We start from the raw sequence: 20756 nt of genomic DNA, 5'->3' as shown, positions 1-20756 counted from the left end.
CCACACGTACCCATCCCGAACACGACCGTTAAGCCCTCTAGCGCCGATGGTACTTGGACCGCAGGGTCCTGGGAGAGTAGGACGCCGCCAAGCAAAGAACCACTGCCGATGTTATTCGGTGGTGGTTTTTATTTGTTTATAAGAAATAACATATATAAACCTTAACAGCCCTGGATATTCACCGGGCTGTTTTTTTAGTTCAATATATGTGAATATGTCAAACCTTCTAAGGTTGTTCATTTCTTTATAGTACATCGAACTAAGCATCCACTATCTATCTATCTATCTATCTATCCATTCATTAATTGCAAGCATCCCCTAGACTTATAAGGGAGTTCTGCAATGCATGCTGGGTTTCCGAATCTATGATGACTCCTTGTTTATTCATTTTCAATGTAATATGAGGAATGGTTAGTGAGGCTTCATGTAAGACTCGGGCATTAATCATGTTTAACGTCAGCAATAGTGAGGCGTGGGCTTTGTCACCGCCCATGGGGCTTGGAGAAGCAGCGATGGCAACGGTGGGTTTATTAAGCCATTCTCCAGAAGATACAATCCAATCTAATGCATTTTTTAAGGCTCCGGGAACTCCGTTTCCATACTCCGGCGTGCAGATCAGTACTCCGTCCGAATGCTTGAGTTGGGCTCTCAAATTTTGCACGGACTCAGGACCTTCCTGGACATCGAGGTCAGGGTTAAAATGCGGTAGATCGTTTAATCCATTGTATACGTCAAACTTAAGGTTAGGAGGAGCCAGCTTAATTATGGCATGCATTAGTAACGTATTGGAGGACTGATTGCGCAGACTCCCGGAAATCGCAAGAATATTTAATTCTTTCTTCAATGTAACATCATCTCTATTCTTTAGTAATGTAGGCGATTTAATTATTTTCCTCCTCTAGGAGTAGACTGTCTATAAAAAACGGATTTAATTAAGGTATTCTTCATGTTTCTCAGGGAATAGCCACATTTCTTCATCAAAAATGCATATTATTCTTTGCATGGCTCTGGGTAATAGGTATGTTAAAGGGCACTATAAATAACTGCAGATAAAAAATGACCATAAATATTTAAAAAAATTAGTACCAAGTACTAATACTTAGTGCTATAATGATAAAAAACAAACGAGGTGACTACCGGTATGAATCAATCAAAGGCAACAATTACGGCAATGGGTACGTATGTACCGGATCGAATATTAAGTAATGCTGATTTGGAGAAGCTGGTCGACACGAGTGATGAATGGATTGTACAGCGTACAGGAATGAGAGAACGGAGGATTGCAGCTGCTGATCAATTTGTATCTGATCTGGCCACAAGGGCTGTAGAAGATATGATGCGTCGCTATCATGTTAGCGTAGAAGATGTGGATATGATTTTGGTGGCTACCAGCACACCTGAATATTCTTTTCCGAGCACAGCATCCAGAGTCCAGGCCAATCTCAAGATCCCACATACGGGAGTCCTTGATTTGAATGCAGCATGTGCAGGGTTTACGTATGGATTGCAGCTGGCTGACAGTTTGGTAAGCAGTGGTATGTATCATAAAGTGTTGGTTATTGGAGCAGAGACGTTGTCCAAAATTACCGATTATACAGACCGTACGACATGTGTATTGTTCGGGGACGGGGCAGGTGCATTTTTGGTAGAAAGATCTGCTGAGAAAGGCGATTTTATGGCAGCCATCTCAGGTACAAGTGGAGAAGGAGGTATTCATCTCTATAAGAGCGGTCTATCTTCGGAGATGAATGGCGTTCCTCTGCAGGGTGAGGGATGCCTTGTCCAGAATGGCAGAGAGATCTATAAGTGGGCAGTACGCATGATTCCGGAACAATTGGGTGGACTTATAACCAAAGCAGGGATGAAACCGGAGCAGATCGATTGGTTTGTACCCCATAGTGCTAATCTTAGAATGATTGAAGCTGTTTGTGAACGTGGCCCTATTCCGTTGGAACGTACTTTAACTAGTGTGGAATATCGGGGAAATACCTCGGCGGCGTCCATTCCGCTTGCTCTACAGCTTGCAGTAGATGAAGGGAAGTTGAAAGAAGGGCAAAGCGTAGCTCTATTTGGCTTTGGCGGTGGCCTGACGTATGCTGGTCTGGTGCTTAGATGGAGCGTGCCAGATACCAATTAAAAAACCGAATGCATATCTTCTCATAGTGATTTGAGTTAATCACAAAAAAAGTACACCCCTATTCATGAACGCATGAAGTGGGTGTGCTTTTTTGTTTGCAGAACGATTGGACACAAGTTGTGTGTAACTTCGATAGCAATATTATGCTGATTGCTACCACGCAATTCCCATCGTGCCGGATATTTAGCATAAATTGCTTAGATTATTCTAATCCAAGTCTAATTAACCTGATTAAAAATTTATGGTGTGAGCTTAGGGGCATGGCGGTGATGAGTCCCTTGCTCATAGCTGTAAGCCAGCTTGATCAAAGTTCCTTCATCAAAGGCACGGCCCAGGAATTCCATACCTACAGGCAAACCGTCTGTAGTAAAACCGGCAGGAACTGTAATGGCCGGGAAGCCTGAGAATGGACTCAAACGGTTGTTCCCGCCGGAGTTCTGCCCCTCGCCAATAACACCAGCAGCTTGTGTGGATGTTGGATAAATGATGGCATCCAGGTGGTTATCTGCCATAACTTTCAGCAAGGACTCACGTGTAACTTTTGTGCGTTTCAATACAATGTCCTTGTATTCTGTAGTTTCCAGCGTTTCCCGCGCATCACGAGTCTTCATCGACTGTTCTTGTGACTTGTCGAACTGCCCGGAAGCAATAATCTCCGACAAGCTGTGATAAGGGGCCTTGTCACCAAGGGATTCCAGGTAGTCATTCAGTTGGAATTTGAACTCGTATCCACTCAAGCTCGGATATTTGTTGATTTCCGCCAGATTGGGAATGCTGATCGGAACTGCTGTAGCTCCCAGAGATTTGAGTTCTTCTACAGCGTTGTTAATCACGTCAGCGACGGCTTTTTCTTCAGCTTTGGTATTTGGAATGAGTTCGGTGGCCACACCGATCCGTGCACCTTTCAGTCCATTTACATCCAGAAAGTCTGTATAACTGGAAGGGATTTTGCCTACGGCATAGGCTGTAGCGACATCGTTTTTGTCATAACCGGCTGTAGCATCCAGCATAATTGCAGCATCACTCACGGTACGAGCCATAGGGCCGCCTACATCCTGTGTCAATGCGAGAGGGATAATTCCTTCACGGCTGGACAGTCCGATCGTTGGACGAATACCCACGAGGCTGTTGAAGCTGGATGGGATGCGGATCGATCCGCCCGTGTCTGTACCCATGCCTGCAGCTGCAAAGTTTGAAGCGATGGCGGCACCTGTACCCCCACTTGAACCGCCTGGATAGTGATCCAGCGCGTAAGGGTTCAGTGTTTGTCCACCCAGTGAGCTGGAAGTGGTAATGCCAAATGCGAATTCATGCAGGTTTGTTTTGCCCAAAATAATGGCACCGGCTGCTTTGAGCTTCTTCACTTGCTCGGCATCGTGAGCAGGTACAGAATCTTTCAAACAGATACAACCTGCGGTTGTAGGCATATCGTTTGTATCAAAGTTATCTTTGACCAAAACCGGAATACCATGTAGAGGCCCACGGGCGCCTTGAGCAGCACGTTCCTCATCCAAAGCTTCAGCGATTTGAAGTGCATCCGGATTCAACGTCAGGACTGCGTTAATACTCACACCCTGATCATCGTATTTTTCAATCCGATCCAGATACTTCTGCACGAGTTCTTTGGATGTCAGCTTTCCTTGCGTCATGGCAGCCTGGATATCCATGATGCTTGCTTCCTCCAGAACAAATGGCTTTATGTAGTTATAAATGCGGTCTTTCAGTATGGCGACATCATTTTGGGTAAGTACTGCATTAGGAAGGAAGAGGGTGTCGGTATATCCTTTCATCAACCCAGCGGTGTTCAGGGCACCAACGGCTCCGGCAAAGCTCGCCTGATCCGGAATATCCGTGAACGACTCTGGTGTGGACTCCAGCTTCAGCCAGGTTTGCAGGGCTACAGCAGCGTCTTTACGCTGTACCGTTGTGCCGGAAAGCTTGTCCATGGAAAAAGGAACACCTGCAAGTGTAGCCGCTTCCTTCATAGCTTGAACAAATGCCGTTGCGGTGACAGGCGCCTTACCAGTTGTTACGGCTGCAACCGTAGTTTTGCTCGAAGGCGTTGCTACTGCAGCTGACGCTGAGGGAACCGTTCCTCCCCATGTTGTGGCAACAACTGCTCCAGCAAGTAACAAAGCCCCACCTTTTTTCAATACAGATCCATGATAAGTCATGCATCCACGCTCCCTTCCTGTGTATCAATGATGTGTGTGCTAGCAGATTCTGATATAGATGCTTTTGTCACATTTTAAGTAGATGTAAGGTATTCTTACAATGCTCGTATTTATCCATGAAAACGTATACAGCTTGTCTTTTCAATGTTTTTCCTGCCAAATCCTACGTATCTCATGCATAGAAGAAAATTGTCGAAGATTATTGTGTTATATTATCTAACATTAATTTGATAGAAAGATACATAAGAAGCGAGTAACGAGAGAGGAAGCAGCAAAGCTTTACCGTGAAATGTTATAATGAGAAGATGAGCTGATCAGGAAGAGAAGAGTCATAGGCTTGAAGAAGAGAGGAAGAGATAAAGTGAAAACATTGGTACTCGCAGAAAAACCATCTGTAGCACGCGAAATAGCCAGAGTGATGGGCGCGCGTGATAAACATAAAAGCTATATGGAAGGCCCAAAATATATCGTGACCTGGGCGCTTGGACATTTGGTTGGATTGGCTGAGCCAGAGGATTATGACAAGAAGTATGCAACGTGGAATCTGGAGGATTTGCCGATTCTGCCCGATCGTACCAAACTGAAGGTGCTCAAGGAGACAAACCACCAATACAAAGCGGTACAGCAGCTGATGAAACGTCAGGATGTTGGTGAACTGGTCATTGCAACGGATGCAGCGCGAGAGGGAGAATTGCTGGCTCGGTGGATTATGCAGATGGCGCAGTGGAAAAAGCCGTTCAAACGGCTGTGGATATCATCCCAGACGGACAAGGCAATCAAGGATGGGTTTGCATCGCTGAAGCCAGGCAGCCAGTTTGATCGTCTATATGAATCGGCACGCTGCCGGGCAGAAGCGGATTGGATGATCGGGCTTAACGTAACCCGTGCATTGACGGTCCGATTTAATGCACAATTGTCAGCTGGACGGGTACAGACTCCTACACTTGGCATGATTATGGATAGGGAAAATGAGATCAACGGTTTCCGCTCGCAGGAGTATGAGACGTTAACGGCAGATTTGGGCGGTTTTCAGGCGGTATGGCGGGCTGCAGGCGGTGATTCACGCATTTTCAATCCGCAGGAGACACAAGAATTAAAAAAACGAGTAGATGGCCGTAAGGGCACAATTGCCCAAGTGAAAAAAAGCGAGAAAGTTGAGCCGCATCCGCTGGCTTATGACTTGACGGAATTACAACGGGATGCCAACCGGAAATACGGTTTTTCTGCCAAGCAAACTTCGAATGTGCTGCAACGACTTTACGAACAGCACAAGCTGGTAACCTATCCGCGTACAGACAGCCGTTACCTGACTTCGGATATGACAGGTACATTGAAAGAGCGCTTGGAGAGTGTAGCGATTGGCCCTTATGCGTCGCTGGCTCGTCCGTTGTTGCGTAAAAATCTGAATATTACCAAACGTATCGTGGATGACAGCAAAGTGACGGATCACCACGCGATCATTCCAACAGAACAGACAGTTCTCCTTAATCAGTTGAATCCAGAGGAGCGTAAGCTCTATGACCTCATCGTACGTCGTTTTATCAGCTTGTTCTATCCGGCGGCGAAGTACGATTCTGTGGCGATCACAGTTCAGGTGGGCAATGATTCCTTCCATGTGAAAGGCACAACGGTAAAAGAAAGCGGCTGGCGAGAAGTATACGGCGGGGATTATAGCGATGAGGATGATGATCGTGCTGACGATCCATCAGACCATGAGCGTGCGCTTTTGCCAGACGTAAAGCAAGGACAGTCAGTGACCGTTCAACGGTGTCATATCAAAAGTGGACGGACGATGCCGCCTAAACGTTATACCGAAGCAGCATTACTTTCCCAAATGGACAAGCATGGATTGGGTACGCCGGCTACACGTGCGGATATTATCGAGAAGCTGGTCAGTTCCGACACCATTGATCGTCAAGGCAACAGCATGCATCCAACAGGAAAAGGGAAGCAGTTGTTTGAACTTGCTGCCCCTCAGCTGCGTACCCCGGAGCTAACAGCCCGTTGGGAAGCTGAACTGGAGCGCATCGCACGTGGACAAGGGAAGCCTGAGCCTTTCCTGGAGAGTATACGCTTGATGGCGAAAGAGCTTGTATCTACGGTAAAAGGAAGCAAAGCCGAGTACAAGCCGCATAATGTATCCAATAGTCATTGTCCGGATTGTAATGCCCGCTTGCTGGAGAAGAAGGGTAAACGCGGCAAGTTCCTCGTGTGTCCTACAGAGGATTGCGGATATCGTCGTTCGGCAGAGAAAAGATTATCCAACCGTCGCTGTGCACAGTGTCACAAAAAGATGGAGATAAAAGAGGGTAAGGCAGGGTTATACGTGCAGTGTCTGCCTTGCGGCATAACGGAAACATTAGATAAAGACAAACAGCATGTGAATAAACGCGATCAGCAAAAGCTGGTTAAACAATATGCGAAGCAGGAGTCGATCGGTTCCAATCTGGGAGAGTTGCTGAAGGCAGCCATGGAGAAGAAGGGAGAATAAGTCCTTAGAAGAACACAAGTGGTGATGGTCGTATAAGATTCTCCTTTTTCAGGCAACGTAAGCCTAGGAGGTGATACGCAGATGCCACATAACAAACCAGAGAAGATTCATAATCAGCAGAACAAAGACAGTATTCAGGAAGAAAGTATCGCTGTACGTCCCGATAAGGCAGCTAAAAGAGTACCCAGCCTGAATGGTATTCCTAAACAGGAGTCATAGGATCAATATTCGGGCTTCATTGTTTCTAAATATCTTTGCGGTTCCCTTCTCGCGTTGATCATGTTCCTTCAGAGGACTATAATGGAGGTACAGGGAGATGTCCCGGGATAGGGGGACCGCTAAAAGGATATGCAAACCGGATTGATACTGTGGTTCTTATTTATCAACGTAGTAGGTTACCTGGTCATGTCAGATGACAAGAAGCGTGCGCAACGCCGTCGTGACCGTACACCCGAACGAACGCTCTTTCTGCTTGCCTTCATCGGTGGAGCTTTAGGAGTGTGGATTGCAATGTATCGTAAACGTCACAAAACAAAACATCCCAGCTTCACGATTGGCATTCCGTTGTTGTTGTTTCTGAATGCGGTAATCTATGGTTATTTTCTGCAATAAGATGACGGAATAAATGGATGTTAATAATTTGTGGTAATTCTTGTGAATTACTCGTAGTACTGTGTAATTATTTCCGTACGAATGGTTCACTTGGGTCAAGGCATGTTTAAGGAGTTACATGAATTTTTGTATTATATTTTAATTTATTTTATGTCAGACCGAAGCTTGCTTCGAGAGTTCTACATATAAAGGAAGGGACGGGATTTTCATGTTATTCTCCAAAATACTGGTTGCTTACGACGGTTCAAAAGCTTCAAATAAAGCACTTGATCGTGCGATTGAGCTAGCCAAAGTTTCCCCGAACGCTGTACTGGATATTATTCATGCCTTTGATTTCCCACGTGTATTCATTGGAGAAGGATTGGCACCTTTGCCACCATCAATCAATAATGACTATTATAATCTGGCAGTTCAAACCACAGATGAAGCGAAAGAGCGGGTTCAGGCTGCGGGAGTTACAGCGAACGTCGATTTGATTCAGGGTGCTGCTGCCGAGGTTCTTCTGGATTATGCCAAAGAAAACGGATCGGACATCATAATCATTGGTAGCCGCGGTCTCGGGGGAATTCGTGAATTTGTATTGGGCAGCGTCAGTCATAACGTGGTGCAGCATGCTCAGGTTCCTGTTCTTATCGTGAAATAAAAGTAGAAAAAAATGATTACAAAAATAAGCAGGAAGCCGGCTGTCTTCGATGGATTGAAGAGAAGTCGGCTTTCTTTTTTGGCTTAAATTGGATGGACTACCTCTATAATGTTCGTTATTCCCGAACATTATATTTGTCAATATGTTAAATGTTCGTCTTTAAGTTGACATTAGCTGTAGGGGATTGTTAAAATGTTAGATGTGTCGATCAGATGAAAATAAGGTCGAGTAAGAGCGAAGTGTGTAGAAGATGGAATAGAATGAATAAGATGGTTTGAAATAGATATTTGCTCGTATAACGCCGGGAATAGGGCCCGGAAGTATCTACCCGGGAACCGTAAATTTCCGGACTACGAGGAGATACGGCTGAGAGTCGCATGAATACAGATGCGGACAGCAAGCCCACTTTTGGCATGCCCAAATGCGGGATACGTATTTCTTGGAGTCCGGTGTCCGAAGAAAATGTGATGTTTTCGAGGGTAGCGGATTTTTTCATTTCATAAGGAAATGGAATGAAACAAGATACGATGAAATCAAAAAAGCTCAGACGGGAGTTGGATTATACATGTCATTGCAGGTCGCTGTAATTATGGGCAGCAAGTCAGATTGGGAAACGATGAAGCATGCGTGTGAGGTGCTGGACGAGCTCGAGATTGGATATGAGAAGAAGGTCGTATCTGCGCATCGCACACCGGATTTGATGTTTGAATATGCGGAGCAAGCGATTGGCCGCGGATTCAAGGTTATCATTGCAGGTGCGGGCGGGGCAGCACATTTGCCCGGCATGGTTGCTTCCAAAACGATGCTTCCGGTCATTGGAGTTCCTGTGCAGTCCAAGGCGTTGAACGGTCTCGATTCCTTGTTGTCCATTGTTCAGATGCCTGGTGGAATTCCCGTCGCAACTGTAGCGATTGGCAAAGCAGGTGCAACGAATGCAGGATTGCTGGCAGCTCAGATCATCGGTGCTTTTGACCAGGATGTCCAACGTCGTAGTGAAGCTCGCAGAGAGCGTATTAAACAAGAAGTGCTCGAAAGCAGTGACGAAATATGAATAATACACATACAAGGGCTCTATCTGGATCGGCAGGCGAATCAGAACATGTCTTGCTTCCAGGGAAAACAACCATCGGCGTTCTCGGGGGCGGGCAGCTGGGACGCATGCTGACATTAGCCGGGACAGCGATGGGTTATCGGTTTGTTACGCTTGATCCGGCAGCAGATGCACCCTGTGGACAAATTGCCGACCAGATTGAAGCTGGATATGACGACGAGAAGGCAGCGCTCGAACTGGCCCGGCAATGTGATGTAATCACGTATGAGTTCGAGAATGTAGATGCAGATGTTGCTGCATTGCTGGAGCGGGAATCCTACGTGCCTCAAGGAAGTTCATTATTGTACACGACTCAGCACCGTTTGCGTGAGAAACGAGCCATTGAAGCAGCAGGTGTGCGCGTAGCCCCCTATCGAGAAATTACGAGTAAGGATACGATGCAAGCAGCCGTAAGCGAACTTGGGGTTCCTTGTGTACTGAAGACAGTGACCGGAGGTTACGACGGTAAGGGCCAACGGGTCATTCGGGAAGCGGATCAGGCGTTAGCCGCTTATGAAGAACTCGCAGCTACCGGTGCTGAACTGGTGTTGGAGCAATTCATCAAGTTTGACTGCGAAATCTCGGTTGTCGTTGCACGGAGCACCAATGGGGAGATTAAGACATTCCCGCCTGCGGAGAACATTCATGTGAATAACATTTTGCATGCCTCGATTGTCCCAGCGAGAGTGGCTACGGAAGTGCAGATTGAAGCGCAGAAACTGGCAGCAGCCGTGGCGAAATCGATGCAAGCCGTTGGATTGCTGGCGGTGGAACTGTTTGTTGCGGCAGATGGAAGACTGTATGTGAATGAGCTGGCACCAAGGCCGCATAATTCGGGTCACTATACAATGGAGGCCTGTGCCACATCACAATTTGAACAGCATATTCGTGCGATTTGCGGATTACCGCTTGGAGATACTTCATTATTGAGTCCGGTTGTTATGGTTAATGTGCTTGGAGAACATCTGGAAGGTATTATTGCCAGAACGGGTCAGGCTGACGCGGAAGCACTGGAACTCGGTGTGATTCCCAAGCTTCATATATATGGTAAAACCGAAGCGAAGACAGGACGTAAGATGGGGCATGTCAATCTGCTCTGTCAGGATGTAGAAGAAGGTTTACAATGGATTGAACAAACTAATCTTTGGAGGAATACAAATTCATGATCGAACGTTATAGCAGACCCGAAATGAGAGCCATCTGGACTGAGGAGAACAAATTCAAGTCATGGCTGGAGGTTGAGATTTGTGCATGTGAGGCGTGGGCCGAACTCGGTGTGATCCCTAAAGAAGAAGCAGCATTGCTTCGTCAGAACGCTTCTTTTGATATTGACCGCATTTACGAGATTGAACAGGAGACACGTCATGACGTTATCGCATTTACACGTACGGTATCTGAAAGTTTGGGTGCAGAGCGGAAATGGGTACATTACGGACTGACTTCCACAGATGTCGTGGATACGGCTCTGGGTTATGTACTGCGTCAAGCGAATGAGATTCTGGAAAAGGATATCGTGAATTTCATTGAAATTCTTCGTGAAAAAGCACTGACCTATCAGCACACACCAATGATGGGACGTACGCACGGGGTACATGCGGAGCCAACAACATTTGGACTGAAAATGGCGTTGTGGCATGAAGAGATGAAACGGAATTTGGAGCGTTTCCGTCATGCAGCAGACAACGTACAATACGGAAAAATCTCAGGCGCAGTAGGAACGTACGCGAACATCGATCCGTTTGTTGAAGAGTTTGTCTGCGAGAAGCTGGGCACGAAACCTGCACCAATCTCGACCCAAACGCTGCAGCGTGACCGTCACGCCGAATACATGGCAACCCTGGCATTGATCGCCACATCTTTGGACAAGTTTGCTACAGAAGTACGTGCACTTCAAAAGAGTGAATTCCGTGAAGTGGAAGAAGCATTTGCGAAAGGTCAAAAAGGATCTTCTGCAATGCCGCACAAACGTAACCCCATCGGCAGTGAAAACATCTCCGGTCTATCCCGCGTCATTCGCGGACATATGGTATCGGCATACGAGAATGTGACGCTGTGGCACGAGCGCGATATCTCGCACTCTTCCGTAGAGCGTATCATCCTGCCGGATGCAACGATGCTGCTGAACTACATGCTGAACCGTTTCGGTAACATCGTGAAGAACTTGACCGTGTTCCCTGAAAATATGAAACGCAATATGGAGCGTACCTTCGGTGTACCGTTCTCCGGTCGCGTCATGACGAAGCTGATCGACAAAGGTTTCAGCCGTGAGCAGGCTTACGATACGGTTCAACCACGTGCGATGCAGGCATGGGAAGAACAACGCCAGTTCCAGGATATCGTGAAATCCACACCGGAAATCACTGAAGTGCTGAGCGAAGAGGAAATCGCAGATGCGTTCAACCCATCGTGGCACCTGAAGCATGTGGATACGATCTTCAAGAAACTTGGTTTGAACGACTAATATAAATACTCTCATAAGGCTAGAAGAACAGAATGATGGATTTGCAGGGATCGCAGAGGACAGAAATAAGCTGAAGAAGCGAATGCGTTCGCCTTTATCCCCGGATTTTCACTTTGCAAAAGTGGAATCAAAAAAATCTGGGGATAACAGCGATCGGAAGATTGTTCTGTCGTCGGAGTGAAATGTGCACCATCGCGGTTCTGTTTATAGCCTTACATCTCCTGAAAGAAGGTGAGCATCATGGCATTATCCACTGCAGCAGATCTCGTAAAAGCACCTCTGTTATATAAAGGAAAAGTACGTGAACTGTACGATCTGGGTGAACATTTTCTCATCGTGGTTACAGACCGGATTTCGGCGTTTGACTATGTGCTGGACCCAGCTGTTCCTGAGAAGGGCAATGTGCTTAATAAACTGAGTAGTTTCTGGTTTGAACTGACGGGCGACATGATGGAAAACCACGTGGTGCATACCGATGTGAACCAATTGGGCGATATCCTTACGGACCCTGAACTGCTCAAGGACCGCATCATGGTGACCCGCAAAGCCGAGCGCATTGATATTGAATGTGTGGTACGGGGATACATTACCGGGGGCGGATGGAGACAATATGAGGCGAGCGGTGAAGTGAACGGCATCAAGCTGCCGGATGGACTTCGCAAAAACGCCAAGCTCGACGTTCCCATTTTCACTCCTGCTGCCAAAAACGATGTTGGTCACGACGAAGACATTCCGATGGATCGAATGAAAGAACTCGTTGGGGACGCTCTGGCGATTGAGTTACAGGAAAAGAGCCTGCGTCTCTATGAATTCGCTCGCGACTATTGCGATCAGCGGGGTATCATTCTTGCAGACTGCAAATTCGAATTCGGTATTGTCGATGGCAAAGTCATTCTGATCGATGAAATCTTCACTCCAGACGCTTCTCGCTTCTGGGCTAAAGAGAATTATGCACTCGACATCGAGATCGACAGCATGGATAAAGAGCCGGTACGCACCTATTTGTTAGGCAGCGATTGGGACAAGAACAGCAAACCTGACCCGCTTCCACAAGAGGTTGTGGAGGCAACAACCGCAAGATACGTCGATATTTATAACCGTTTAACGGCACAATAAATGGTAACGTTTGTGCAAGCTGCGGGAAAGTTTGGCTTTCGATCGCTGTTGCCCCCGGAATGCTTTTTATTGGAATCCTTTTTTTCAAAAGGATACATTCCGGTTGCAAAGGCGAAGCATATGCATTCGAAGCAGTTTTCTTTCAGAAAGCTCTTAGCTTCGCTTCTCCAGCTCAAATCTTTCCCTCCGCCAGTGTCAAACTGGGGGATGAGGCAATTGAAGACAAAGACTTCTCTTCATATATAGGAAGTCTACCAATATCAAAACAGTAAGGTTACTAATGTAACTTGAAGACCATTCACTGTTTCATGTAATGGTCAGTCTCAACCATTACCCACCGTGCAACGTAAAAGGTTTAGGCCTTTAAAAAACGTCGCATGGACTAGCGGAGGGGCGGAATTGTTCTTAAAGAAGCGATAGCGTTCGCCTTTGTCCCCGGGTTTTGACCGCAGAGCGGGCCAAAACAATCCAAAAAACCCGGGGACAACAGCGACCGGAAGAACAATCCGCCCCGGAGCAAGCTTTACTATTACCCACCGTGCAACGTAAAAGGTTTAGGCCTTTGAAAAACGTCGCATGGACTAGCGGAGGGGCGGAATTGTTCTTAAAGGAGCGAAGCGTTCGCCTTTGTCCCCGGGTTTTGACCGCACAGCGGGCCAAAACAATCCAAAAAACCCGGGGACAACCAGCGACCGGAAGAACAATCCGCCCCGGAGCAAGCTCCCAAGTCACTTTTTTAACAGCATAAAGCATTTATCCCGTTCATTACTGAGGAGGAACATAAGGATCATGATCAAAGCAACCGTATATGTCACTATTAAGCAAAGCGTACTCGACCCGCAAGGCGTAGCTGTTCAAGGAGCCCTGCATTCAATGGGATTCAATGAAGTGGAAAGTGTACGGATCGGTAAAGTCATGGAACTGAACCTGGATACAACAGATCGTGCGGAAGCGGAGAAACGATTGAAAGTCATGTGTGAAAAGCTGCTGGCCAACACCGTTGTTGAAGATTACCGCTACGAATTGGAGGGTTAATCCCATGAAATTTGCAGTTCTTGTGTTCCCTGGCTCCAACTGCGACATCGACTGTTATAAAGCGGTAGAAGATGCAATTGGACAAGAGGTTGATTATGTATGGCACACGGCTACAGATCTTTCGGCTTATGATTGTATTCTGGTTCCGGGTGGTTTCTCGTATGGTGACTATCTGCGCTGCGGAGCGATTTCCCGCTTTGCACCGGTAATGAACGAGGTAGCCAAAGCTGCTGAACAAGGCAAATATATTTTGGGCATTTGCAACGGATTCCAGATCCTAACTGAAGCGGGATTGCTTCCAGGTGCATTGATCCGCAACACCTCCCTAAAATTCCGTTGTCACGATACGGTATTGAAAGTGGCAAATACAGATACGCCATTTACGCGTGACTACGCACCTGGGGAAGAAATTATCATTCCGATTGCTCACGGTGAAGGCAACTATTATTGCGACGAGGAGACACTTGCGAGTTTGCAGGCGAACAACCAGATCGTATTTACGTATGGCAGCAACCCGAATGGTTCCCTGGGCGATATCGCGGGGATTTGCAACGAGGGTGGTAACGTGGTCGGCATGATGCCGCATCCAGAGCGCGCGGTGGACTCACTGCTCGGTTCGGAAGACGGCAAACGTATGTTTACATCTATTTTGAAAGCATGGAGGGATCGGCATGACGCAGCAGCTATCCGCTAAGGAACCAACAGCAGAACAGGTCGCAGAACATAAACTTTACGCACAAATGGGCGTGTCTGACAGCGAGTATGAGCTGATCTGTGAGTTCATGGGGCGCAAGCCGAACTATACGGAAATCGGTGTATTCAGTGTCATGTGGTCCGAGCATTGCGCGTACAAAAACTCCAAGCCGTTACTGCGCCGTTTCCCTACGAGTGGGCCGCGTGTCCTGATGGGACCGGGTGAAGGTGCCGGTATCGTAGATATCGGTGACAATCAGGCGGTTGTTTTCAAAATTGAAAGCCATAACCACCCTTCCGCGGTTGAGCCTTACCAAGGTGCGGCAACAGGTGTAGGCGGCATTATCCGTGATATTTTCTCCATGGGCGCAAGACCCGTGGCGTTGCTGAATTCCCTGCGTTTTGGCAAGCTGGAGAGCGATCGCGTTAAATATTTGTTCGAGCATGTTGTAGCAGGTATTGCCGGGTACGGGAACTGTATCGGTATTCCTACCGTTGCAGGTGAAGTGATGTTTGATGAGAGCTACGAAGGCAATCCACTGGTTAACGCCATGTGTGTGGGTCTGATTGATCATGACAAGATCCAGCGCGGCGTAGCAAAAGGTGTGGGCAACCCTGTGTATTATGTCGGACCGCCAACAGGCCGGGATGGTATTCATGGCGCTACCTTTGCATCGGTTGAACTAACGGAAGAATCGGAGTCCCAACGGACAGCGGTTCAGGTTGGTGATCCGTTTATGGAGAAACTGGTGATGGAATCCTGTCTGGAATTGATCGACACGGGAATCGTGCTCGGAATTCAGGATATGGGTGCTGCCGGTCTGACATGTTCGAGTGCAGAGATGGCGAGCAAAGCGGGCAATGGTCTGGAACTGTATCTGGATCAGGTGCCACAGCGTGAAGAAGGCATGACACCTTATGAAATGATGCTATCCGAGTCTCAGGAACGTATGCTGTTCGTTGTTGAGCCGAAGGATGAAGCGCAGGCGATGGAGATCTTTGAACGTTGGGGCGTTATCTGTGCCAAAGTCGGTAAAGTAACGGATGATGGTCGTCTGAAACTAATTCACCACGGCGAAGTGGTCGGGGATATGCCAGTAACGGCTTTGGTTGATGAATGTCCAGTATATGACAAACCTTCTTCCGTACCAGCTTATTATGAAGCAAGTGCTTCCATCGACACGCTTCGTTACGACGAAGTGTCGGATCTCGGCGGAGCGTTGAAACAAGTGCTGGCTTCACCAACGGTTGCAAGTAAAAAATGGGTTTATGATCAATACGATTACATGGTGCGTACAAGTACTGCGGTTCGTCCAGGTTCGGATGCAGCGGTTGTAACGATTCGTGGAACACGTAAGGGTCTGGCAATGACAACAGACTGTAATGGACGTTATGTGTATCTTGATCCAGAAGTAGGCGGACGGATTGCTGTCAGTGAAGCTGCCCGTAACATTGTATGTTCCGGTGCAGAGCCACTCGCGATTACGGACAACCTGAACTTCGGTAACCCGGAAAAGCCGGATATTTTCTGGCAGATGGAAAAAGCAGTAGACGGTATGGCAGAAGCTTGCCGCGTGCTGGATACGCCGGTTATCGGTGGTAACGTGAGTTTGTATAACGAAAACGCCAAAGGCTCCATCTATCCAACGCCAGTCGTCGGTATGGTAGGTCTCGTTCATGACACGGATCATATTACGACACAAGCATTCAAATCCGAAGGTGATGTCATTATCCTCCTCGGTGAAACCAAAGCCGAGCTGGGCGGCAGCGAGCTGCAATACACCGTTCATGGTCAAACAGAAGGCCGTCCGCCAGAACTGAATTTGCAAACGGAAAAAGCATTGCTCAGCACTGTGCTGGAAGCCATCCAATCTGGTCTCGTTCGCTCTGCGCATGACTTGTCTGAAGGCGGTCTGGCTGTTGCATTGGCAGAGTCCTGCATCAGCGGTAACGTGGGCGCACAAGTGAATGTGGAGACGGCATTGCGTGCAGACCATGCATTGTTCAGTGAGAGCCAATCCCGTATTCTGTTGTCCGCTTCGCCGGAGCAAGCGAGCAAGCTCGAAGCATTTGTACGTGAGCGTGGTGTACCTGTAGCTGTAATTGGACGTGTAGAAGGAAGTAACCTGACGATTGAATTGAACGGAACATCAGCCGTGAACGAACCTGTAGGAGGTTTAACTCAGGTCTGGGAGGATGCGATTCCATGTCTCATGAACTGACGACAGGACCATTGTGGACAGGTGATTATTATAACGAAGGGTCCGGCAAAGAAGGACTCGACAAATTGAAGGAAGAATGCGGCGTGTTTGGGGTGTATCGTCACCCTGACGCGGCTTCTCTTTCCTATTATGGTCTGCATGCGCTGCAGCATCGCGGGGAAGAAAGTGCAGGCATGTGTGTGAGTGACGGTACGCAGTTTAACTATCACCGCGGTATGGGACTTGTGAAAGAAGTGTTCACCAAAGACCTGATGCAGACGTTGACCGGGGATATCTCCATCGGACACGTTCGCTATTCGACCAGTGGTGACAGTAAGCTGACGAACGCACAGCCATTGGTATTCAAGTATCGTGATGGTGATCTGGCTGTAGCAACCAACGGCAACATCGTCAATGCACCAACGATCCGGCGTGAGCTGGAGCAGAGCGGGTCCATTTTCCAGACGACGAGTGATACTGAGGTTATTGCCCATCTGATCGCGAGATCATCCAAGGGATTGGTGGAAGCGGCAAAGGATGCATTCCAGCGTATTGTGGGTGGTTATGCATTTCTGATCATGACCAACGACAAGCTGCTGGTTGCTTCTGATCCCCACGGTCTGCGACCGTTGACGATGGGCAAATTGGGAGATGCGTATTTATTCGCATCCGAGACATGTGCATTGGAGACGATCGGCGCAGAGTTGATTCGTGACATTGAGCCCGGTGAACTGTTGGTGCTGGATGCGGATGGTCTTCACGAAGACCGTTTCGATCATCATAAACACCGCAAGGCGTTGTGCGCGATGGAGTATATCTATTTTGCTCGTCCGGACAGCGACATGAACGGTGTCAACCAGCACGCTGCCCGTAAACGGATGGGTAGCCGGATGGCGATTGAGTCCTTTGTGGATGCCGATTTGGTAACTGGTGTACCGGATTCGAGTATTTCCGCGGCAATCGGATACGCTGAGCAAACGGGAATCCCGTATGAGATGGGTATGATCAAAAACAAATACACCGGACGTACGTTTATTCAGCCAAGCCAGGAACTGCGAGAGCAGGGTGTGAAGATGAAGCTGAGTGCCGTGCGTCGTGTGGTGGAAGGCAAACGTGTGGTCATGATTGACGACTCCATCGTACGGGGAACAACGTCCCGCCGGATCGTGAACATGCTGCGTGATGCAGGAGCAACCGAGGTACATGTTCGTATTACCTCACCACCGTTCAAAAACCCGTGTTTCTACGGTATTGATACGCCTGACAGCCGCGAATTGATCGCATCATCATTGTCAGTGGAAGAGATCTGCCGTGAGATCAACGCGGACTCCCTGGAGTTCCTCAGTCCCGATGGGCTAATTGCTTCGATTCAGGGAGATAATCAGGATGACTATAAAGGCGGGCTCTGCCTTGCATGTTTTGATCATGATTACCCAACCCGGCTCGACTTCGACGGCGAAGAGAAATTCGGCTGTAGCTGCTAGTTGTAATGCCCCGCCTTGCGGAGCAACAGGGGAAGGGCAGCCAAGCGAAGCAGCTGCCGCCGGGCGCAGCCCGAACGCCCTTAGCCCCGCCTTGCGGAGCAACAGGGGCAAGGGCAGCCGAGCGAAGCAGCTGCCTCTGGGCATAGCCCAATCCCTTAAGCCCCGCCTTGCGGAGCAACAGGGGCAAGGGCAGCCAGGCGAAGCAGCTGCCCCCGGGCATAGCCCAAGCCCCTAAGCCCCGCCTTGCGGAGCAACAGGGGCAAGGGCAGCCAGGCGAAGCAGCTGCCCCCGGGCACAGCCCGAGCCCTTAAGCCCCGCTTTGCGGAGCAACAGGGGCAAGGGCAGCCAGGCGAAGCAGCTGCCCCTGGGCATAGCCCAAGCCCTTAAGCCCCGCCTTGCGGAGCAACAGGGGCAAGGGCAGCCAGGCGAAGCAGCTGCCCCCGGGCATAGCCCGAGCCCTTAAGCCCCGCCTTGCGGAGCAACAGGGGCAAGGGCAGCCAGGCGAAGCAGCAGCCCCCGGGCACAGCCCAAGCCCTTAAGCCCCGCCTTGCGGAGCAACAGGGGCAAGGGCAGCCAGGCGAAGCAGCTGCCCCCGCGGGCTTGCCCGCAACGCAGCCGAGCGGGGTTCGCTGACCGATGGCCTGTGGCCAACGGAATCGGCGAACAATCCAGCGAGCACACGCACGAATCAACCATAGCAAGATCATACCAGCCACCCCTGCACCGCTTGTTTGGCGGGTGTCCAGAGGGCCTGCCAAGGTCCTATGGGGTCCTCCCGGGCGGGAGGATTTAGGAGGGGCGAAAAAAAGGAGCTGATTCCACTTGTCAGAAGCATATAAAAAGGCCGGGGTTGATATCGCGGCAGGCAATGAAGCGGTTGAACGGATGAAAAAACACGTGAAGCGTACCTTCCGTCCAGAAGTGATGACAGATCTGGGGGGCTTTGGCGCCCTGTTCGGTTTGAACAAAGATAAATATGATGAGCCGGTACTTGTATCCGGTACAGACGGCGTAGGAACCAAGCTGAAAATCGCGTTTGCCATGGATCGTCACGACACGATCGGCATCGACGCGGTAGCCATGTGTGTGAACGACATTGTTGTACAGGGAGCAGAGCCACTCTTTTTCCTGGACTACCTCGCTTGTGACAAAGTCATTCCTGAGAAGATCGAAGCGATCGTTGCGGGTATCGCGGAAGGCTGTCATCAATCCGGCTGTGCATTGATCGGCGGTGAAACGGCTGAAATGCCGGGCATGTACAGCGAAGGGGAGTACGACATTGCCGGATTTACCGTAGGAATCGTGGACAAAGCCAAGATCATCAACGGTACAACCATTGCTCCTGGTGATACTGTAATTGGGCTGGCTTCCAGCGGTGTGCATAGTAACGGGTTCTCGTTGGTACGCCGACTCCTGCTTGAAGAAGCGGGACTGGATCTCCACACTGACATAGCGGAACTGGGCGGCAAATTGGGTGATGCCCTGCTGGAACCAACGAAAATCTATGTTAAACCCCTGTTGTCCCTGCTGGAAAAGGTAAAAGTAAAAGGTATGGCACATATTACAGGTGGTGGCTTCATCGAGAATATTCCCCGTATGTTGCCAAGCAACGTAAATGTGGATATTGACTACGGCTCTTGGCCGATCCTGCCGATCTTCAACCTGTTACAGGAAAAGGGAGCTGTCTCTAATCGTGACATGTTCACCACATTTAACATGGGCATCGGACTTGTCCTGGTGGTTAATGAAGCAGATGCTGCGGAAGCTCTGCAACAACTGAAATCATCTGGTGAAGAAGCATACATCATTGGCCGTGTTACTGAAGGAGATGCGCGAGTAACCTTCACGGGAGCGGATGTTTAATGGCGAACTACCGCATAGCTGTATTTGCCTCGGGTGAAGGGACTAACTTTCAGTCATTGGTCGATGCAGTACGGAACGGTGGGCTGAATGCATCCGTAGATCTGCTCGTATGTGATAAACCGTCTGCACGTGTTGTGCAGCGGGCACAGGATGCAGGCGTGGATTGTCATCTGTTTACTCCGAAAAATTATGCTTCCCGTGAAGCCTATGAGGCAGAGATCGTGGAAGTGCTTGAATCCAAAAAAATCGACTTGGTTGTTCTTGCAGGATACATGAGATTATTGACTTCGGTGGTAGTGGATCGCTATGCAGGCCGGCTGATTAACATTCATCCATCTTTGTTGCCCGCGTTTGCAGGCAAGGATGCGATAGGACAAGCAATGGAATACGGCGTTAAAATTACCGGAGTTACCGTCCACTTTGTGGATGGAGGCATGGATACAGGGCCGATTATTGCCCAGCATCCGGTTCCCATTTTGCCAGAGGATACGCCTGAGTCAATCAGCCGTTCCATCCATGCAGCCGAACAGCAGTTATACCCTGAGGTTGTTTCCTGGTTCGCTCAAGGTCTGGTTCAATTAGACGGACGTCATGTTACTGTTAACAAACCGGTTTGATATAGTTTTAAACTGTTTCACACATTAACGGAGAGGACAGAAATAAGCTGGAGAAGCAAAGCGCTCGCCTAAAAGCTTTCTGAAAGAAAGCTACTTCGGAAGCATAGGCTTATTACTGGATTTTTACCATTGAGAAATT

General features: G+C 48.7%; 20 protein-coding genes, 1 rRNA gene and 1 riboswitch. Of the genes, 17 read left to right on the top strand and 4 right to left on the bottom strand.

Features of this window, described 5'->3' with window-relative positions; genetic code table 11:
• Positions 1 to 93: ribosomal RNA gene (gene rrf, locus ACFTRD_RS30780) — 5S ribosomal RNA — on the top strand; the annotation flags it as partial.
• 208 nt (positions 94 to 301) lie between these two features.
• On the opposite strand, the gene ACFTRD_RS30775 is transcribed toward rrf, so the two are convergent.
• Positions 302 to 844 carry an NADPH-dependent FMN reductase gene (locus ACFTRD_RS30775; protein ID WP_379386649.1) on the bottom strand — a complete coding sequence of 181 codons (543 nt, stop codon included), beginning with the start codon at positions 842 to 844 and terminating at the stop codon, positions 302 to 304.
• 297 nt (positions 845 to 1141) lie between these two features.
• Between ACFTRD_RS30775 and ACFTRD_RS30770 the strand changes: the two genes are divergently transcribed.
• A complete protein-coding gene (locus ACFTRD_RS30770) occupies positions 1142 to 2137 on the top strand; it encodes a ketoacyl-ACP synthase III (RefSeq protein WP_379386647.1) in 996 nt (331 codons plus the stop codon).
• Positions 2138 to 2376: 239 nt separating this feature from the next.
• Here the strand turns inward: ACFTRD_RS30770 and ACFTRD_RS30765 are convergent, their stop codons facing one another.
• Complete coding sequence (locus ACFTRD_RS30765) at positions 2377 to 4311, bottom strand: amidase family protein (protein ID WP_379386645.1); 1935 nt, start codon at positions 4309 to 4311, stop codon at positions 2377 to 2379.
• Positions 4312 to 4672: 361 nt separating this feature from the next.
• Between ACFTRD_RS30765 and ACFTRD_RS30760 the strand changes: the two genes are divergently transcribed.
• The 13 genes from ACFTRD_RS30760 (at position 4673) to ACFTRD_RS30700 (ending at position 18372) form a co-directional block, all read left to right on the top strand.
• Positions 4673 to 6802 carry a DNA topoisomerase III gene (locus tag ACFTRD_RS30760; protein WP_379386643.1) on the top strand — a complete coding sequence of 710 codons (2130 nt, stop codon included), beginning with the start codon at positions 4673 to 4675 and terminating at the stop codon, positions 6800 to 6802.
• A gap of 81 nt (positions 6803 to 6883) precedes the next feature.
• Positions 6884 to 7021, top strand: a complete 138-nt coding sequence (locus ACFTRD_RS30755) for a hypothetical protein (RefSeq protein ID WP_167666131.1) — start codon at positions 6884 to 6886, stop codon at positions 7019 to 7021.
• Between the two features lie 129 nt (positions 7022 to 7150).
• The gene (locus ACFTRD_RS30750) at positions 7151 to 7414 is read left to right on the top strand and encodes a DUF1294 domain-containing protein (protein WP_063568208.1); all 264 of its coding nucleotides are present in this window, start codon (positions 7151 to 7153) and stop codon (positions 7412 to 7414) included.
• 208 nt (positions 7415 to 7622) lie between these two features.
• A complete protein-coding gene (locus ACFTRD_RS30745; RefSeq protein WP_192263209.1) occupies positions 7623 to 8057 on the top strand; it encodes a universal stress protein in 435 nt (144 codons plus the stop codon).
• 271 nt (positions 8058 to 8328) lie between these two features.
• Positions 8329 to 8430, top strand: a riboswitch (purine riboswitch).
• Positions 8431 to 8622: 192 nt separating this feature from the next.
• Complete coding sequence (gene purE / locus ACFTRD_RS30740; RefSeq protein WP_192263211.1) at positions 8623 to 9108, top strand: 5-(carboxyamino)imidazole ribonucleotide mutase; 486 nt, start codon at positions 8623 to 8625, stop codon at positions 9106 to 9108.
• Positions 9105 to 10313 (top strand): 5-(carboxyamino)imidazole ribonucleotide synthase, encoded by a 1209-nt coding sequence (gene purK, locus ACFTRD_RS30735; RefSeq protein ID WP_379386639.1) that lies wholly within the window; start codon positions 9105 to 9107, stop codon positions 10311 to 10313. Before purE ends, purK begins: the two co-directional genes overlap by 4 nt.
• Positions 10310 to 11608, top strand: coding sequence for an adenylosuccinate lyase (gene purB, locus ACFTRD_RS30730; RefSeq protein ID WP_179261724.1), 1299 nt, complete (start codon positions 10310 to 10312; stop codon positions 11606 to 11608). The genes purK and purB overlap by 4 nt, the downstream gene beginning before the upstream one ends.
• A 240-nt stretch (positions 11609 to 11848) precedes the next feature.
• On the top strand, positions 11849 to 12724 hold the full coding sequence (locus ACFTRD_RS30725; RefSeq protein WP_379386637.1) for a phosphoribosylaminoimidazolesuccinocarboxamide synthase: 876 nt from the start codon (positions 11849 to 11851) through the stop codon (positions 12722 to 12724).
• Positions 12725 to 13513: 789 nt separating this feature from the next.
• Positions 13514 to 13759 carry a phosphoribosylformylglycinamidine synthase subunit PurS gene (gene purS / locus ACFTRD_RS30720; protein WP_017690695.1) on the top strand — a complete coding sequence of 82 codons (246 nt, stop codon included), beginning with the start codon at positions 13514 to 13516 and terminating at the stop codon, positions 13757 to 13759.
• Positions 13760 to 13763: 4 nt separating this feature from the next.
• Positions 13764 to 14453 (top strand): phosphoribosylformylglycinamidine synthase subunit PurQ, encoded by a 690-nt coding sequence (purQ, locus tag ACFTRD_RS30715; protein ID WP_379386634.1) that lies wholly within the window; start codon positions 13764 to 13766, stop codon positions 14451 to 14453.
• Positions 14431 to 16674 carry a phosphoribosylformylglycinamidine synthase subunit PurL gene (purL, locus tag ACFTRD_RS30710; RefSeq protein ID WP_379386632.1) on the top strand — a complete coding sequence of 748 codons (2244 nt, stop codon included), beginning with the start codon at positions 14431 to 14433 and terminating at the stop codon, positions 16672 to 16674. The genes purQ and purL overlap by 23 nt, the downstream gene beginning before the upstream one ends.
• On the top strand, positions 16659 to 18137 hold the full coding sequence (gene purF, locus ACFTRD_RS30705) for an amidophosphoribosyltransferase (RefSeq protein WP_379386630.1): 1479 nt from the start codon (positions 16659 to 16661) through the stop codon (positions 18135 to 18137). The genes purL and purF overlap by 16 nt, the downstream gene beginning before the upstream one ends.
• Entirely contained in the window at positions 18079 to 18372 is a 294-nt protein-coding gene (locus ACFTRD_RS30700; protein ID WP_379386628.1) for a hypothetical protein, read from the top strand. The genes purF and ACFTRD_RS30700 overlap by 59 nt, the downstream gene beginning before the upstream one ends.
• On the opposite strand, the gene ACFTRD_RS30695 is transcribed toward ACFTRD_RS30700, so the two are convergent.
• Both ACFTRD_RS30695 and ACFTRD_RS30690 read right to left on the bottom strand, forming a co-directional pair.
• Positions 18369 to 18509: a hypothetical protein gene (locus ACFTRD_RS30695; RefSeq protein ID WP_379386626.1), complete on the bottom strand. Its 141-nt coding sequence runs from the start codon at positions 18507 to 18509 to the stop codon at positions 18369 to 18371. The genes ACFTRD_RS30700 and ACFTRD_RS30695 overlap by 4 nt on opposite strands.
• 163 nt (positions 18510 to 18672) lie before the next feature.
• Positions 18673 to 18822: a hypothetical protein gene (locus ACFTRD_RS30690; RefSeq protein WP_379386624.1), complete on the bottom strand. Its 150-nt coding sequence runs from the start codon at positions 18820 to 18822 to the stop codon at positions 18673 to 18675.
• Between the two features lie 137 nt (positions 18823 to 18959).
• Here ACFTRD_RS30690 and purM point away from each other — a divergent pair, with 137 nt between their 5' ends.
• Together purM and purN are read left to right on the top strand one after the other, a co-directional pair.
• Positions 18960 to 20000 carry a phosphoribosylformylglycinamidine cyclo-ligase gene (gene purM, locus ACFTRD_RS30685; RefSeq protein ID WP_379386622.1) on the top strand — a complete coding sequence of 347 codons (1041 nt, stop codon included), beginning with the start codon at positions 18960 to 18962 and terminating at the stop codon, positions 19998 to 20000.
• Positions 20000 to 20617: a phosphoribosylglycinamide formyltransferase gene (gene purN, locus ACFTRD_RS30680; RefSeq protein ID WP_379386620.1), complete on the top strand. Its 618-nt coding sequence runs from the start codon at positions 20000 to 20002 to the stop codon at positions 20615 to 20617. The genes purM and purN overlap by 1 nt, the downstream gene beginning before the upstream one ends.
• The last annotated feature ends 139 nt before the right edge of the window (positions 20618 to 20756 follow it).

Source organism: Paenibacillus sp. NPDC056933 (genome assembly GCF_042674385.1).
In the GTDB taxonomy this organism is placed as follows: Bacteria; Bacillota; Bacilli; order Paenibacillales; family Paenibacillaceae; genus Paenibacillus.
This window is presented reverse-complemented; position numbering and strand designations above follow the sequence as displayed.